The sequence below is a fragment of the Clostridium sp. 16K-1-R1 genome (assembly GCF_023921145.1).
GTDB lineage: Bacteria > Bacillota > Clostridia > Clostridiales > Clostridiaceae > Sarcina > Sarcina perfringens.
Map to the genome: position 1 here is coordinate 525,539 of NZ_CP046515.1, position 16,558 is coordinate 542,096.

The 16,558-nt window shown below is 28.0% G+C and carries 15 protein-coding genes, 1 riboswitch and 1 other annotated feature; of the genes, 14 read left to right on the plus strand and 1 reads right to left on the minus strand.

Translation table 11 applies throughout. The features are described 5' to 3' along the window. The first annotated feature begins 3 nt into the window (after positions 1–3). On the plus strand, positions 4–1,323 hold the full coding sequence (locus GOM42_RS02295) for an L-aspartate oxidase (protein ID WP_057230629.1): 1,320 nt from the start codon (positions 4–6) through the stop codon (positions 1,321–1,323). Further along, a complete protein-coding gene (gene nadC, locus GOM42_RS02300; RefSeq protein ID WP_057230631.1) occupies positions 1,280–2,119 on the plus strand; it encodes a carboxylating nicotinate-nucleotide diphosphorylase in 840 nt (279 codons plus the stop codon). Before GOM42_RS02295 ends, nadC begins: the two co-directional genes overlap by 44 nt. A 317-nt stretch (positions 2,120–2,436) precedes the next feature. Here nadC and GOM42_RS02305 read toward each other — a convergent pair whose 3' ends face one another. Further along, on the minus strand, positions 2,437–3,795 hold the full coding sequence (locus tag GOM42_RS02305) for a nucleobase:cation symporter-2 family protein (RefSeq protein WP_057230633.1): 1,359 nt from the start codon (positions 3,793–3,795) through the stop codon (positions 2,437–2,439). A gap of 256 nt (positions 3,796–4,051) precedes the next feature. Next, positions 4,052–4,153: riboswitch (purine riboswitch) on the minus strand. A 315-nt stretch (positions 4,154–4,468) separates the two neighbouring features. Here GOM42_RS02305 and GOM42_RS02310 point away from each other — a divergent pair. From GOM42_RS02310 to GOM42_RS02365, 12 genes are all read left to right on the plus strand, one after another. Continuing rightward, positions 4,469–5,287, plus strand: a complete 819-nt coding sequence (locus GOM42_RS02310) for a purine-nucleoside phosphorylase (protein WP_011009785.1) — start codon at positions 4,469–4,471, stop codon at positions 5,285–5,287. An 89-nt stretch (positions 5,288–5,376) separates the two neighbouring features. Continuing rightward, positions 5,377–6,054, plus strand: a complete 678-nt coding sequence (gene pnuC / locus GOM42_RS02315; RefSeq protein WP_057230636.1) for a nicotinamide riboside transporter PnuC — start codon at positions 5,377–5,379, stop codon at positions 6,052–6,054. Positions 6,055–6,087: 33 nt separating this feature from the next. Then, complete coding sequence (locus GOM42_RS02320; protein ID WP_003461323.1) at positions 6,088–6,729, plus strand: Crp/Fnr family transcriptional regulator; 642 nt, start codon at positions 6,088–6,090, stop codon at positions 6,727–6,729. A 226-nt stretch (positions 6,730–6,955) separates the two neighbouring features. After that, positions 6,956–7,273 (plus strand): hypothetical protein, encoded by a 318-nt coding sequence (locus GOM42_RS02325; RefSeq protein WP_003455561.1) that lies wholly within the window; start codon positions 6,956–6,958, stop codon positions 7,271–7,273. Positions 7,274–7,285: 12 nt separating this feature from the next. After that, positions 7,286–7,897, plus strand: coding sequence for a hypothetical protein (locus GOM42_RS02330; protein WP_110035025.1), 612 nt, complete (start codon positions 7,286–7,288; stop codon positions 7,895–7,897). Between the two features lie 207 nt (positions 7,898–8,104). Then, positions 8,105–8,641: a YcxB family protein gene (locus GOM42_RS02335; protein ID WP_057230639.1), complete on the plus strand. Its 537-nt coding sequence runs from the start codon at positions 8,105–8,107 to the stop codon at positions 8,639–8,641. Between the two features lie 316 nt (positions 8,642–8,957). Further along, positions 8,958–9,226: a binding site (T-box leader), on the plus strand. Between the two features lie 147 nt (positions 9,227–9,373). Next, complete coding sequence (gene brnQ, locus GOM42_RS02340) at positions 9,374–10,711, plus strand: branched-chain amino acid transport system II carrier protein (RefSeq protein WP_057230641.1); 1,338 nt, start codon at positions 9,374–9,376, stop codon at positions 10,709–10,711. A gap of 255 nt (positions 10,712–10,966) precedes the next feature. Then, on the plus strand, positions 10,967–11,839 hold the full coding sequence (locus GOM42_RS02345) for a YitT family protein (protein WP_003455426.1): 873 nt from the start codon (positions 10,967–10,969) through the stop codon (positions 11,837–11,839). A 131-nt stretch (positions 11,840–11,970) separates the two neighbouring features. Next, positions 11,971–13,317: an FAD-binding oxidoreductase gene (locus GOM42_RS02350; RefSeq protein ID WP_057230643.1), complete on the plus strand. Its 1,347-nt coding sequence runs from the start codon at positions 11,971–11,973 to the stop codon at positions 13,315–13,317. A 299-nt stretch (positions 13,318–13,616) separates the two neighbouring features. After that, a complete protein-coding gene (locus GOM42_RS02355) occupies positions 13,617–13,970 on the plus strand; it encodes a hypothetical protein (protein ID WP_003455446.1) in 354 nt (117 codons plus the stop codon). 194 nt (positions 13,971–14,164) lie between these two features. Further along, complete coding sequence (locus GOM42_RS02360) at positions 14,165–14,989, plus strand: Cof-type HAD-IIB family hydrolase (protein ID WP_057230644.1); 825 nt, start codon at positions 14,165–14,167, stop codon at positions 14,987–14,989. Between the two features lie 147 nt (positions 14,990–15,136). Beyond that, positions 15,137–16,558 (plus strand): NAD(P)/FAD-dependent oxidoreductase, encoded by a 1,422-nt coding sequence (locus GOM42_RS02365; RefSeq protein ID WP_057230646.1) that lies wholly within the window; start codon positions 15,137–15,139, stop codon positions 16,556–16,558.

Sequence of the window (16,558 nt, forward strand, 5' to 3'; positions counted from 1 at the left end):
ACTATGAAAAGGGTAGCTGATGTATTGATAGTTGGAAGTGGGGTAGCAGGACTATATGCCTCATTAAACTTAAGAGAAGATTTAGAAATAATTATGGTTTCAAAAAAGTCAGTTAATTTATGCAATTCTTCCCTAGCTCAGGGGGGGATTGCAGTAGCTAGAGGAAAAGAAGATTTCCAGTCATTTATTGAAGATACTTTAAAAGCTGGAAAGTATGAAAATAACATTGATTCTGTTAGGGTTTTAGTTGAAGAATCAATGGATAATATAAATAAACTTATTGATTTAGGGGCTAATTTTGAAAAGGATGAAAATGGAGTTCTTTTTACAAAAGAAGGGGCACATGAAATAAATAGAATTGTTTATCACAAAGACATCACTGGAAAGCATGTTGAAGATATTCTTTTGGAAAATGTGAAAAGAAGAAAAAATATAAAAATAATAGAAGAATGTGAAATGGTTGATATATATCATAGGGATAATAGATGTATAGGGGCTTTATTTAATAAAGAGGGAGAAAATTTAAGTATTTATGCTAAAGTGGTGATTTTAGCCACAGGTGGAATTGGTGGTTTATTTAAAAAATCTACTAATGAAAGAATCATAACTGGAGATAGCATAGGGGTTGCAATTAGAAATAATATAGAAATCAAGGACCTTTCTTATATACAAATTCACCCTACTGCATTTTTCTCAAAAAAATCAGAGGAAAAAAGATTTTTAATTTCTGAATCTGTTAGGGGAGAAGGGGGAAAACTCCTAAACTGTAATGGAGAAAGATTTGTAGATGAGTTATTACCAAGGGATATAGTTGCTAAAAAAATATATGAAGAAATGAAAAAAACAAATTCTCATAATGTATTTTTAGATGTGTCCTTTATGGAAAAGAGTTTTTTAAAAAAGAGGTTTCCTAATATATATAATAAGTGCTTGGATGAAGGAATTGATATAAGTAAAGAGCCAATACCCGTAGCACCAGCTCAGCATTATTTCATGGGAGGAATTAAGGTTGATTTAAATGGAAAAACTTCTATGGAAAATTTATATGCTTTTGGTGAGACAAGCTGTACAGGAGTTCATGGTGCTAATAGACTTGCTAGTAATTCTTTATTAGAAGCTTTGGTTTTTTCAAGAAGAGGGTCCTTAGAAATTAATAGTTATATAGATGATTTAGAGCTTATTATAGAAGAAAGAGAATGTGAAGATTTAGATAAATACAGATTGTTAAATAGGAAAATATTAATTGATGAAATCTGTAGGCTGAGAGGAGATATTAAGGATGAATTGGTTACTTGTGGAGGAGAATGTAAGAAGAGCTCTTAATGAGGATTTACAATATGGAGATATAACAACGGAGTCAGTAGTATTAGATCATAAAATAGCTAAGGTTGATATTATAGCTAAGGAAAAAGGGATAATAGCAGGTACAGAAGTTTTCAAAATGGTCTTTAAGATTTTAGGAGATGTAGAAGTTAATTTTTCAGTAAATGATGGAGAGGAAGTTGAAAAAGGGCAACACTTTGGTGAGGTTTTTGGAGATGCAAAAAAAATTCTTATGGGAGAAAGGGTAGCTTTAAACTATATGCAAAGAATGTGTGGAATAGCAACTCTTACTAGAGAATTTGTTGAAAGATTAGAAGGAACAAAAGTTAAGCTTTTAGACACAAGAAAAACTACTCCTAATATGAGGATTTTTGAGAAATATGCAGTGAAGGTTGGGGGAGGAACTAACCATAGGTTTGGATTAAATGATGGTGTTATGATAAAGGATAATCACATAGAGGCAGCAGGTGGAATAAAGAATGCAGTTTCCCTAGCAAGAAAAAATTCTCCTTTTGTTAGAAAAATAGAAGTTGAAGTTGAAAGCATTGAGCAATTAAATGAGGCTTTAGAAGCAAAGGCGGATATAATAATGTTAGATAATATGGACATAAAAACTTTAAAAGAAGCTGTCAAGTTAATAGATAATAGAGCAGAGGTAGAAGCTTCAGGAAATGTAACCTTAGATAATATTAGGGAAATAGCTGAAACGGGAGTTGATTTTATATCAACAGGGTCAGTTACCCATTCTTTTAAAGTATTAGACATAAGCATGAAAAACTTCAGATATATAGATTAAAAATATGTTTATATTAAAACTAAAATAAAACTTATAAATAATATGAAGAGAATATCTGAATGAGCTTTAGAATTTAAGCTATTACGTAGAAGATTTTACGTTAAGAAGCGAAACTGTTTGACAGAAGGGAGTTTTTCGCTTTAGTAAAATCTTCGGAGTAATTGCTATAAATTCTTAGCGAAATTCAGTAATTCTCGGAATTTATTTATAAGTTTTATTTGTATATTATGTAATAAAAATATATTTAGTTTTTAATTAGATTTTATTTATTAATAGTGAATAGTTAAGATTATTATATTTATTAACTTTAAAACTTTTTAACTAGCCTTTGTTTCTTCATCATACATATTTTCAAATTCCATTGATGTTGGGCTTTCTTTTAATACTGCATTTAGGATTAAGGCAGCTATTGTTCCAGTTGAGATTCCAGAAGAGAAGATCATTCTAATTGCTTCTGGAAGGTTGTGAATTACATCAGGTCTAAATGTAACTCCTAGTCCAAGTCCCATAGAAATAGCTATTATTAAAAGATTACGCTCTGTAAGTTTTATATTACTTAGTGTTCTAATACCAGCTGCCGCAACTGTTCCAAACATCATTATACCTACGCCACCTAAAACTGGATTTGGTATCCCTGTTATTATGACAGCCACTTTAGGTAAGAATCCAAGGATAACTAATAGTATTCCAGCCATTACAGCCACATGACGGCTAGCTACCTTAGTTAGAGAAATAATACCTATATTTTGACTAAAAGAAGTATTGGGACAAGAACCTACTAGTCCACCTAATGCACTTCCTACACCATCAGATAATACTCCAGCGGCCACTCTTTTATCACCAATATCAATATTAGATGTCTCTCCAATAGCCTTTAAACATCCTACAGTTCCTATTGTGGCTACAAAGTAAGCAGGTATAAAGGCCATAACTGCTTTAGCATCAAAAGTTACTCCGAATTCAAGGATCTTAGGGAATGATAGCCAACTTGCTTCCTTTACAGGAGTAAAGTCAACTAGTCCAAGAGGAATACAAACTATGTATCCTACAACTATACCTATAAGTATTGAGGCACTACTAATCATACCCTTTCCATAGTTATTAAGTAAAAGAGTTATTACTAATACAAACATAGCCACAGCTAAGTTTTCTAAACTAGCATAATTAGCTGAGCCAGCACCACCAGCGGCCCAATCAATTGATACAGGAAGTAAAGTTAATCCTATTAAGGCAACTACTGTACCTGTAACAAGTGGTGGGAAAAATTTCATTAAAGGTTTTATAAAGAAACTTAAAATAACTTCAAATAAAGATCCAAGTATTGTAGCTCCAATTATTCCAGGTAATCCAAGAACCGAGCCAACTGAAATTGCAGGTGATACAAAGGTAAAGTCAGTACCCATAATACAGGCCACTCTTGCTCCAACTTTGCCAACTCCTTTAGCTTGAATAATTGTAGCTAGTCCAGAACCAAGTATAGAAGCACTTATTAAGGCTGTTGTTACTTTACTATCAAAGCCAAGAGAAGTTGCAATAACTAAGGGTACTACTATAATTCCACCAAAAGCAGCAAATATATGTTGAAGTCCAAAGAGAACTTTTTTGGGCAAATCTAAATCATCATCTACTCCATAGATTAAGTTAACTTCCGTGTTTTTTAAGTTTTGCTTTTCCATAATTTCATCTCCTTATAGTTTTTTTAGAATTTACATATTAAGATTTAAATTTATATCCAAAATAAAAATTCCCTATAAGTTTAAAAAAATATGAGTTCTATTAAAAAGTATTTTAAGAGAATTTTTTATTGGAATAATATACTTTAAATCTTAAAACTCATATAAAGAAAGGTTTCTTATAACTTTTAGGAAGTTATACTTAATAAAAAAACAACACCTTTTTAGAGGTGTTGCTTTAAAAACTAGAATTACTAGAATTTATAGTACAACTCCTCGTAGTCTGCTATTTTACGGTTAGCAGGTAGAAACTTTCGGACCATATTACCGATTATATACGAGTTAAAATTTAATACACTTATTATATCACGAAAAATTCAAATATCAATAGTTTATATTGTTCGCTATAATAAATTTATTTTATTTTTAAATTATTTTTAATTGAAGTATATGTAAGAATTTTATTTTGTATTAAGAAATTTTAAAATAAGTATAAGAAAAAAAGAACTATCTCTTATTTCCAAGGATTTTTTATTAATTTAAAAATACTTTTAGTTTAAAAGGTATATTTTTTAGTATAAAACCTATATGAAAGTCTTGGACAAATGTCCTTGAAAACATTTACTTAATATTTGATAATAAGCTTGTAAGAAATACATTGAGAGGAGAATTTAAAATGAACTTATCAAAAGAAATTAAAGAAGCTTATGAATATATAAAATCTAAAAGTAAATATTCTCCTAAAATAGGCTTAGTTTTAGGAACTGGATTAGGAGATTTGGCAAATGAAATAGAAGAGGCAGAATATTATAGATATATGGATATACCTAATTTCCCAGTACCTACTATTGCTGGGCATGAAGGAACTTTAATAATTGGAAAGTTACATGGTAGAGAAGTTATTGCTATGAAAGGAAGATGCCATTATTATGAGGGGCACTCAATGCAAAGGATAACATTACCTATTAGAGTAATGAAACTTTTAGGAGTTGAAACTCTTGTAGTAACTAATTGTTCAGGACAGGCTAAAGAATCTATTGAAGCTGGAGATTTAGTTTTAATAAGAAATCATATAAACTTCACTGGAGATAATCCTTTAATAGGAGAGAATTTATTAGAGTTTGGTGAAAGATTTCCAGACTTAGCTTATCCTTATGACAAAGATTTAAGAGAAGAAGTTAAAAATATTGCTAAAGATTTAGATATAAATTTAAAAGAGGGAGTATATGCAATGTTTTCAGGTCCAAGTTATGAAACAGCAGTGGAAACCTTAATGGCTGCATCCTTAGGAGCAGATGTAGTAGGAATGTCTACAGTTCCAGAAGTTATAGTAGCTAATCATTGTGGAATAAAAGTATTAGGTTTTTCTGGTGTACCTTGTTTAGCTGCCGCTTATTCAGAAGCTGAAATAACTCATGAAGAAGCTATGGCAAATTTCCAGAGTATTACAGAGAAATGTACAAGTATAGTAAAAGAATTTTTAAAGAGATATTAGATAAAAAATATTTAGTATTTTGCTATCAAGAACAAATGATTATAAAGAATTTTTAAGAGAAATATTTTAAATTTAGGAGGATATTATTTATGGAATTAATGAAAAAATTCACTTCATATACTTGTAGCCCAATATTCGTTGTAGTAGCATGTGCTATATGTTTATTAGTGGGATTTTCAATAAACTCAAGTATTATAGAAATTTTTGCTTCAGTAATGGGAATAATAAATGTTTGGTTATTATCTAGAGAAAAAGTGTCCAATTTTATATTTGGGATAATAACAGTAGTAGCATATTTATACATATATTACAATACTGGATTATATGCATTAGCTGTGTTAGCATGTTTCCAAGTTGGATTCAACATATTTGGTTGGCACTATTGGGTTAAAAATTCAGATCAAGAGGACAATGTAGTAACATCAGGGTTAACTAAAAAGGGACAGATATTATGGACTATAATTATATTGGTAGCTTGGGCAGTTTGGGGATATGTAGAAATAAATATATTACATGCTCAAAATGCAATTCTAGATAGTTTAACTGCAGTACTTGGATTAGTAGCCCAATATTGGTTAAGTAAAAAGTTATATGAAAATTGGATTTTATGGATATTAAGTAACATATTATTTATAATTATATATATACTAAATGGATACTATGTAATGTTAATTTTAGTTGCTATTCAATTAATCTTATCAATATCAGGTTTATTAGAATGGTATGCAAGCTTTAAGGAGCAAGGAGAAAATAAATTAACACTATAATAGATAAAACTATTTTTATGGGTGTGATTATGTATGAAGAGTTATGAATTAATAGAGTTTATAAATAACTGTCCAAAGGAAATTGAAAAAGAATTAAAGAATAGAAGTTTTAAATATGGAGAAAAGTTATTAGTTCAAAATGAGAATTGTGATTTTGTATATATCTTATTAAAGGGAAAAATTAAAACATATCATTGTGATTTTACAGGAGCTATATATCTAGAAGATATTGATAGTGAAGCTACAATATTTGGTGAACTAGAAGCCTTAATTAATAAGGAAGTAGTTACTACAGTGGAGGCTCTATCACAATGTGAGACCTTAGAGATAAGCAAAGAGTCTTTTATTAAGTGGATAGAATTAGATAATAAATTTTCATTATTTATAAGTAAGCTTATAGCAGAGAGAAATTATGAATGTTGCAAAAGAGAACGAGTTAATGCCTTTTATAATTTAAGATATAGGGTAATGTACATAATATTAAATACACTTCATAAAAATAATTTAGGAATTACTAAGGATTTATTAGTTGAAGGAGTAGGTTCTAATATTAGAAGTATAAATAGAATAATAAATCAATTAATAGAAGAAGGAATTCTTGATTATAATTCAGGTAAAATAAAAGTTAAATCAATAGAAAAACTTAAAGAAGAAGTTAATTATTATAAGCCTTAAGAGATATAATATTAAAAAAGGTGCATAAAATCTTACATTATTAAGATTTTAGATGCACCTTTTTCATTTTTTTTATAATTAGTATATTATAGACCATAAAAGAAGTTTTATAAAAAAAGTAAATTGTACAATCCATTTTATTACAAAAAAAGTTTTAAAAGTATATTATAATAAAAATATGTATAAATTATGATAAAATGTTAGTGGTATTGAGAGGGGGATAAAAATGCAAATTACAGATGAAAAAGTTAAAAAGAATTTTGTAATAAGAGCTCTTAAACAAATAGGAACTTTCTTTATTTTTACTATGGTTTTTGCTATTGTATTTAGTTTTTTACAGCCACGAGTTTATAAAACACATAGTGAATATCTTTCTATTAAAGAGAAGTATGATAATCTTCAAAAAGAGTATGATTCCTTAAATGAAAAAATAAGTAATGATACCAATGCTTTAAATTCTAAAAAAGAGGATTTAACTAAAAGTAATGAAGATTTACAAAATAAATTAAATTCATTAAATAAAGAAATACAAAGTTTGAATTAGGAGTAGGAGCATATGATAAAAGAAATTATAAAATTTATAAAAACTCATAAAATAGCTCTTATATTAGCATTGATTTTAGGGATTTCGCCTAATCTTATGGTTAAAGATTATTCAAAGGAATTTAATGAAGTAGCTCCTAAAGTTGATGAGTTAGAGTATAAAATACCTTCCTTAAAAAATAATACAGAGCTTAAATCAATTCAGGAAGAAGTAGATAAATTACAAAATGAAAATAATGATTTAAGTAAAGAGGTAGAAGATAAACAAAAAGAGTTAGATAATTTAAGAGCTAAAAAAGAGGAACAAGCTAAAATCGCACAGGAAGAATCAAAAAAATCAGAAGAGAACTCTAAAAATAAAGCGGTTGAAAATAGTAATAGTACATCAGATAATAACAGCAAGAATACAAACAAATCCTCTGGTGATCCATCAAATTTAGCTAATTCTTCAGGAGATTCAACACCTAAAACAGCTAGTTCAGGAGAAATAGTTTATTGGACAAGTGGTGGAAAAAGCTATCATAAAAGATCTAATTGTACAACCTTAAAAAGAAGTAAAAAAATATACAGTGGAACACAGGCTGAAAGTGGTAAAAGTGATCCATGTAATGTTTGTTGCAGGTAATACATAATTATATTAAAAGAAATTTAAGATAAACTTATAAATATTATGAAGAGAATATTTAAAAAAGATTATATAATTCTCTGGATGTATTTATAGGTTTTCTTTTTACATATTTTTTATTTAACTTTATAATTTTTGTATTTATTACTTTTATATATTTTGATAAAATATTCTACATATACTAATGGAAGAGGTAAGGATTAAGGAATGAGTGACAAAAAATTATTCACAATAAAGACATCTATAAATAAAAAAGATTATAGTAGATTTTTGTACATAGCAACTTTCTTAAGAAAGAAATTTACAATCCCTGCTATTATAGTAATTACAGCTTTAATGGCTGGATTTGTTTCTTATAATAATAGGATTTTTGAATTAAAAAGCTTTTTAATTTATTGGTTAATATTATTAATCATAACTTTATTTGCAATAGTTGTGAAAATTGAATTTCAAATTAGGGAAAGGGAAAAGGCTGATAAAGCTGGCGTTTTAAAATCCATAGAAACTTTAGAATTTTTTGATGACATTTTAGTGATTAAAAGCACAGCATTTAAAGGTAAAAGCAAGATTAAATATTATAAATTTTATGAGGTAATAGAGACTAAAAACTATTTTATAATATATTTCAACAGAAGACAGGCTTCAATAATAAGAAAGATTGATTTAGAGGATTCATTGGTAGATGAATTAAGAGATTTATTAACAGGAAAAATAGGTCATAAATATAAAAAACTTTTTAAATAATATATTAAAATATAAGCTATAAAAGGTATGTATGAAAATATAGTAATAAACTTATTTTTATATAGTACCTTTTATTTTTTATATTTTATAAGGGAGAGTTTAAAATAAATATTCCACGAAAATATTTATTATTTTCATGTATTAATATAATTTTAGAAAAAAATTTTTAGTTAAATTTTATTTTAAATTGGAAAAGAAAATTCGGTATAATTTATTTTTTATTAATGTATTATGGGAAAAAATGAAAAATAAATAAAAAATACACTTAAGGTTGACAGCTGGAAAAATAAGAGATAATATACTTATAAATTCAAAATTAAATTCTATGAAGAGAAAAAGTAGGGCATATTTATTGATCCACAGAGAGTTGACAAGTTTCTGAAAGTCAATGTTCAAGGTATATCTGAAAATCATCTCGGAGAAGTAAAGCTGAAGCTATATTTTAGTAAGTTTTATCGGATTTTCACCGTTATAGGAAAAGCGTATTATTTAGTACGTATTTTAAGAGTGCTATAAATTAAATCTATTTTTTTAGGTTATATTTATAGAATTAGGGTGGTAACGCGATTAAACCTCGTCCCTTTTATAGGGACGGGGTATTTTTTATTTTTAAAGGAGGTTTTCTCATGGACATAGAAGGAGAAATTATAATTTTTTATAGCGATTAAATAATTAAAAACTATATTTTTACGGAAAAAATATAGTTAAAAAAAAGAAATGGGGTCATTGTTTATGAAAGATTTATCAAGAAAAGATTTATTATTAGTAAGTTTAATGTTATTTTCATTATTTTTTGGAGCAGGGAATTTAATTTTCCCACCATTCTTAGGGCAAGCGGCTGGAAATGCTACTTGGATTACTATTTTAGGATTTTTTGTTACGGCAGTAGGATTTCCAGTACTAGGGGTAATTGCTGTGGCGAAATCAGGAGGATTACATGCATTAGCAAGTAGAGTAAATCCTGTCTTTGCAACGTTTTTCACAGTTCTTATCTATATTTCAATAGGACCTGGTTTAGGAATACCTAGAGCAGGAAGTCTTCCCTTTGAGATGGCAGTTGCGCCATTTTTACCAGAAGGACTTATATCTAATAATTTAGCATTATTTATATATACTTTTGTATTTTTCGCAGTTGCATACTGGCTATCTTTATCACCAGCAAAGTTAGTAGATAGAATGGGGAAAGTATTAACTCCAAGTTTACTTGTATTAATAGGATTAATTTTCGTAGCAAGTATTTTTAAACCTTTAGGAGCATATGGAGAGGTTACAGGAGTTTATAAAGAATCACCATTTATAAGTGGATTTTTAGATGGATATATGACTATGGATACAATAGCTGCCTTAAACTTTGGAATTGTAATAGCTCTTGTAATAAAGTCTAAGGGAGTAAAAGAAGAAAAATTTGTTGTAAAAACCTCTGTAAAAGCAGGAATAATTGCTGGAGGATTATTAATAGTAATATATTCAATGCTTGCTCATCTTGGAGCAACTAGTGGTGGAAGATTTGGATTAACTGAAAATGGAGCACAAACTCTTAGTAATATAATCACTTATATTTTTGGAAAACCAGGAGCTATTTTATTAGCGGTAATATTTACATTAGCTTGCTTAACAACTTGCGTAGGTCTTATTACGTCTTGTAGCCAATACTTTCAAACTTTGACTAAAAAAATAAATTATCTTTCTTGGGTTAGAATATTAACATTAACAAGTATGGTTTTAGCTAATATGGGATTAAATAAAATATTAGCAGTATCAGTTCCAGTTTTAAATGCAATTTATCCTATGGCAATAATGCTTATTGCCTTAGCAATATTAGATAAATATATAAAAGGAAACTCAGTGGTATATACTACAACTATAGCATTTACAACAATAGTTAGTGTTATTCATGCTTTAAGTGGTACAGGTATTAATATAGAATTTTTAAACAGGATTTTTGAAAATTTACCTTTCTATTCAGAGGGGTTAGGATGGGTATTACCAGCCCTATTTGGTTTAGGATTAGGTTTAGTTTTAAAATCATTCTTTGAAAAGAATAAAGAAGAAGTTTTAGAAGTTAGTTAAATAAAATAGAGAATAATTCACTTTGTTTCGTAAATTTTTTCTTTAGATACAAATAATAAACTAGTATCGAATATTAATATTTAAACTTAAATGTATATAAAATAACAAATAGATATTAAAAAGCACAAAATATCATAAATTGCAAAAAGAGTAAATAAAACACTTTAAAAGAATTTTATTGGTGATATAATAAATTAAGCAAAATCACAAGCAATAATTTATAATGAAAAAATAATTTTGAACGGAGTGAATTCAGTGAATAAAAAGAACGGAAGAATTTATCAGGTAGCCTATAGAATTACTGCTATAATTCTTTTTGGGGCTTTAGCTGGAATTGGGGTTAACTTTTTCTTAACACCTGCACATATTTATTCATCAGGTGTTACAGGAGTATCACAGCTATTATCATCTATTGGTGGAGATTTTTTCAATATAAACATTGATATTTCAACATGGGTTTTAATTTTAAATCTACCACTTGCTTATTTATCCTATAGAAAATTAGGAAAGAAATTTACCCTTTATAGTTTTCTTTCTATAATTTCATTATCATTTTTTATAGGGGTTATTCCAACAAGAGCGGTTACTAATAACCAACTTTTAAATTCCATATTTGGAGGAGTTCTTATGGGAGCTGGAGTTGGAATGTGCTTTAGAGCAGGCTTCTCTACTGGAGGTACAGATATTATAGTTTTAGTTGTTCAAAAAATGACAGGAAAGTCAGTTGGTCAACTAGGATTTATAGTAAATGGAATAATATTATTAGTTGCAGGATTAGTTTATGGATGGGAATTAGCTTTATATAGCTTAGTTTCAATTTATGTAACTACTAAGGTTATAGACTTATTTTACATTCAACAATACAAGCTTACAGTAACAATTTATACTAAAAAAGAAAAAGAGGTTGTTGATAGTTTAATTAAGAGTCAAATGAGAGGAGTTACAATTGGTAGAAATCTTTATGGTGGATATACTAATGAACCATTAAGCTCAATTACCACAGTAATTTCAAAGCATGAATTATTAATTGTTAAGAAAAATGTTATGGATATAGACCCAGAAGCATTTGTAAATATACAACCAACTGTTGAGGTTATGGGAAACTTTTATGATAATTCTCTTATATAAATAAAAAAGGTGAAGGATTAATTTAGTTAAATTAACTAAAGTTATAATCTTTCACTTATTTTTTTTATTTTATAAATAAAGAACTTATGATATCATCATTAAATAGAGTATTTATTATAGAAGGTGAGAGTATGGAAAAGGTTGATTTTTCTAAATTGACTGGTGATTTAATAACTAGAGAAAATATAGAGTATGAAAAAAGTATAGAATCTTGGAATAGAGCTATAAAAAAATATCCTTTAGGGATAGTTTTTTGTAATAATATTGATGATGTAAAAAATGCTTTAGAATGGGCTAAAGAAAATAATATTCCATTTAGAATAAGAGTTGGACGTCATAACTATGAAGGATACTCCATAGAAAATGATATATTGGTAATAGATTTAAGTAAAATGAATAATATAATCATTGATGAAGAAAATATGAAAGTTACTATAGAAGGTGGCGTTAAAAATGAAGAAATATATGAAGCTTTAGGTGTTTTAGGATATCCATTTCCAGGAGGGGGATGCCCTACAGTTGGTGTTGTAGGATTTGCTCTTGGTGGAGGTTGGGGTTATTCAAGTAGATTACTTGGGCTTGGATGTGACAATCTTCTAGAAGTAAAGTTTATAAATAGCAAAGGGAAAATTGTTATAGCTAATGAATATGATAATTCTGATTTATTCTGGGCTGCCAAAGGTTGTGGAGGTGGAAATTTTGGAGTGGTTGTTTCAATGACCTTTAAAATTCCTCAAAAAATAGAAATGGCAACTTTAATAGACATAGATTACCCTAATGCGGAAAAAGAAGAACTTGTTTATGTAATAAGAACATTACAAAAAAAGTTCAAAAACTTAGATAGGAGAATTAACTTAAAAACAGCTATCTACAATTCAAAGGATAAGGGAATTGGAGTTAAGATTACAGGATTATTTTATGGACATAAAGAAGAAGCTAATGAAATATTACTTCCATTTAAATTGCCAACAAGGGTTAATTTTAATTTAAGTTACATGAGAGTTTTAGAAGCTAATAGAAAAATTGAATATAGTCATCCTCCTTATGAAAAATATAAATCAACAGGAAGATTTGTATTTAGAGATTATGATAACTGTGAAATAGAAAAACTTATAGATATAGTTTCAAATAGAGCAGAGGGAGCATATTATACTGCCATATCCTTTTATGGACTTGGTGGAGCAGTAAAAGATGTTCACAAGAATTCATCAGCTTTTTACTATAGGGATGCAAGGTTTATTATGGGAATACAATCTGTTTGGGAAGATGATATCTTTGCAGAAGAAAATATAAAATGGATTAAAAATAATTTTAAATACATAGAAAGCATAACTACTGGATCATTTATAAACTTTCCTTTTAAAGACATTAAGGATTATGAAGAAGAATATTATGGAGAAAACAAGGACAAGCTAAGAGAGATTAGAAAAAAATATGATGAAAATAGATTTTTTGCTTTCGAGCAGGGAATAAAATAACATTAGACAAATGGGTAGCTGTGGATAGTGTACTCCAAGTTGCATAGAAATAAAATAATATTATATAAAGAAGCATAGAGAACTTAAAAAGTTTTCTATGCTTTTTACATATATGCATTAATTTTAAGATATTGATTAATATTTAATTATATATTTTTCATATGATTTATATTTAAATCTATTTTAGAAATATTGATAATTAGACTTTATTGATAAGTTTTCTAAATAAATTATAATATATTTAGAAAATCTGGAAGTTTAGGTAAGGAAGAATATTAATGAAGGAAAGGAGAATTAAAATGGCCTATAAATCATCAATTATTTTAAATAAAGAAAAATATGACTCATATTTTGATAATACATTTAAAAATTCAATTGTTCATCATTTGAAATGTTTATTATTAGGAATATTAACTTTAGGATTGGCATACCCATGGATTATTTGCATGAAGTATGAAGCTACTTGTAAACATACAGTTATTTGTGGGAAAAGATTAAAATTTATAGGTAATCCTAAGGAATTAATAGGACATTGGATATTTTGGTGGATACTCATTGTAATAACTTTTGGTCTATATGGGCTTGTAGTAAAGATTAGATTTCAACAATGGACAAGTGCAAATACAATTTTTGAAGATGTGGAAATAAAATAAAAAGATTTAAAGCTTAAAAGCATAGAATTTTCAATAATTTCTATGTTTTTTATATAATCAATTTATTTTTATTATTAAATATATAAGTAAAAAATTATTATAATTATAAAAAACAAGTATTTAACTTATTTAGGACATAGATTTATAATAAAAATGCAGAAAGAAATAATATACAAAAGAAAGAAGTGTTTAGTATGAGTATAAAATTAATATGCATCGATATGGATGGTACTTTACTTATGGATCAGCAAAATATTGCAGAAGAAGATAAAAATGCAATAAAAGAAGCTGTAGAAAAGGGAGTAATAGTAGCCATAACTACAGGAAGAATTTATGATTGTGCAAGAATGTACTCAGACACAATAGGTTTAAAAACTCCAATTATAGCTAGTAATGGAGCTTATATTGGAGGAGTGAATGACGAAGAAATATATAATAACCCTCTTAAACAAAGTGATTTAGAGGATTTTAATATAATAACTAAGAAAAATAATTTATTTACATATGTAAATACAAACTGGGGAATTGTTTCAACAGTAGAATTACCAGAAGATCATGTTTATAAGGTCTTAAATAAAACCTTACCTAAGGATAAACAAGTGAGATTAGAGGTTGTTAAGGACTTAGATGAAGCATTCAAAAAGTATAAGGGAGAAATATTAAAGGGTGTTTGTGTAGAAAAAGAATTTAAAGATAAATTAAAAGAAGCAAAAGAAGAATTAATAGCTTGTACAACTGATTTAGAAGTTGTTTCTTCTTGGGATGATAACTTTGAAATAATGAAAAATGGAAGTTCAAAGGGAGAAGCTGTTCAAATGCTTGCAAAATATTTAGGCGTTTCTCAAGAGGAAGTAATGTGTATAGGTGATAGCGAAAATGATTTATCAATGATAACTTGGGCTGGAACTGGAGTTGCCATGGGAAATGCTATAGATTCAGTGAAAGATGTTGCAAATTATGTAACAGCAGACAATAAGCATGGAGGCGTTGCAGAGGCTATAAGAAAATTTGTACTTTAAAATTTTAGACAAGCTTAATAGATTTTATTAAATTCTGTTTAAAGCTAGGGAGAGTTTTAGGTATATAAAGTTATTAGTAAAAGTGTTGTTAACTTGGAAAATATAATCTTTTATTAAAGTAAAATTTGTTTTAAAAGGAGATACAGTATGAGAGATATTATAGTAATAGGGGCTGGAGTAGTTGGATGCTCTATAGCTAGAGAATTATCAAAATATAACTTAGATGTCTTAGTGGTTGAAAAAAATAGTGATGTATCAGAGGGAATATCAAAGGGAAACAGTGGTATAGTACACGCAGGTTATAATGAAAAAATAGGTACTTTAAAAGCTAAATTAAACATAGAAGGAAATAAAATCTTTGATGATTTATCAAGAGATTTACAATTTCCTTTTAAAAGAAATGGTGCATTTATCTTAGCTTTTTCAGATGAAGAGATGAAGACTTTAGAAAGTTTAAAAGAGAATGGAGAAAAGCTTGGAGTTGAAGGCCTTGAAATATTAACTAGAGAAGAAGCTTTAAACATTGAACCTAATTTAAATAAAGAAATAGTTGGAGTTTTAAATGTAAAAACTTCTGGAATAGTTAGTCCATATGAAATGACAATAGCTTTAGCAGAAAATGCTGCAGAAAATGGAGTTGAATTTAAATTAAACTCAAAGGTCACTAGTATAGAAAAAATATCTGAAGGGTATAAAGTAACTTTAAATAATAAAGAATTAGTAAGTGGAAAACTTATAATAAATGCATCAGGATTAGAAGGAGCTTTCTTAAATAATCTTGTAAGCATGACTAAGAGAGAAATAAATCCTGTAAAAGGGGAATATTGTTTATTTGATAAAGTAGCAGGAGCTATGATTAATAAAACTTTATTTCAAGTTCCAAATAAATTAAGTAAGGGAGTTTTAGTAACTCCAACGGCAGAAGGAAATCTTTTAGTAGGTCCTAATGCAGTAGAAGGAAAAACATTAGAAACCTCTAGAGAGGGTATAGATGAAATTTTAGATAAGAGCAAAAAATCCCTTGAAGAATTACCAGTAGCTAGAATTTTAAATACATTCTCAGGAATAAGACCTAAGACTAAAGAGGGAGATTTCATAATAGAAGAAGTAGAGGATGCTAAAAACTTTATTAATGTTATAGGAATAGATTCACCAGGATTAACTGCAGCTCCAGCAATAGGAGTATATGTGGTTAATATGATTAAAGAAAGATTAGATTTAGTTGAAAAGAAAAACTTCAAAAAAACTAGAGAGAAGATAGTTAGATTTGCAGAACTTTCTTTAGAAGAAAAAAATAAATTAATAAAGGAAAAGCCTGCATATGGACATATGGTTTGTAAGTGTGAGTTTGTCACTGAAGGAGAAATAGTAGAAGCTATTCATAGACCTATAAAAGCTCTTACAGTTGATGCTATTAAGAGAAGAACTAGAGCTTCAATGGGAGGATGTCAAGGTGTTGGATGTACACTTCCTATAAGTAAAATACTAAGTAGAGAATTAGGAATAGACATAAGTGATATAAATAAAAATAGTGAAGGTTCACCAGTAATTGGTTTTAAGGAGGATTAA

Bases quoted from the DNA above. Each gene is read 5' to 3' on its own strand.
- GOM42_RS02350 (WP_057230643.1), top strand. From the start codon at position 11,971: ATGGAAAAGGTTGATTTTTCTAAATTGACTGGTGATTTAATAACTAGA.
- GOM42_RS02330 (WP_110035025.1), top strand. From the start codon at position 7,286: ATGATAAAAGAAATTATAAAATTTATAAAAACTCATAAAATAGCTCTT.
- GOM42_RS02305 (WP_057230633.1), bottom strand. From the start codon at position 3,795: ATGGAAAAGCAAAACTTAAAAAACACGGAAGTTAACTTAATCTATGGA.
- GOM42_RS02295 (WP_057230629.1), top strand. From the start codon at position 4: ATGAAAAGGGTAGCTGATGTATTGATAGTTGGAAGTGGGGTAGCAGGA.
- GOM42_RS02365 (WP_057230646.1), top strand. From the start codon at position 15,137: ATGAGAGATATTATAGTAATAGGGGCTGGAGTAGTTGGATGCTCTATA.
- GOM42_RS02360 (WP_057230644.1), top strand. From the start codon at position 14,165: ATGAGTATAAAATTAATATGCATCGATATGGATGGTACTTTACTTATG.
- GOM42_RS02335 (WP_057230639.1), top strand. From the start codon at position 8,105: ATGAGTGACAAAAAATTATTCACAATAAAGACATCTATAAATAAAAAA.
- GOM42_RS02355 (WP_003455446.1), top strand. From the start codon at position 13,617: ATGGCCTATAAATCATCAATTATTTTAAATAAAGAAAAATATGACTCA.
- pnuC (WP_057230636.1), top strand. From the start codon at position 5,377: ATGGAATTAATGAAAAAATTCACTTCATATACTTGTAGCCCAATATTC.
- nadC (WP_057230631.1), top strand. From the start codon at position 1,280: ATGAATTGGTTACTTGTGGAGGAGAATGTAAGAAGAGCTCTTAATGAG.
- GOM42_RS02325 (WP_003455561.1), top strand. From the start codon at position 6,956: ATGCAAATTACAGATGAAAAAGTTAAAAAGAATTTTGTAATAAGAGCT.
- brnQ (WP_057230641.1), top strand. From the start codon at position 9,374: ATGAAAGATTTATCAAGAAAAGATTTATTATTAGTAAGTTTAATGTTA.
- GOM42_RS02310 (WP_011009785.1), top strand. From the start codon at position 4,469: ATGAACTTATCAAAAGAAATTAAAGAAGCTTATGAATATATAAAATCT.
- GOM42_RS02320 (WP_003461323.1), top strand. From the start codon at position 6,088: ATGAAGAGTTATGAATTAATAGAGTTTATAAATAACTGTCCAAAGGAA.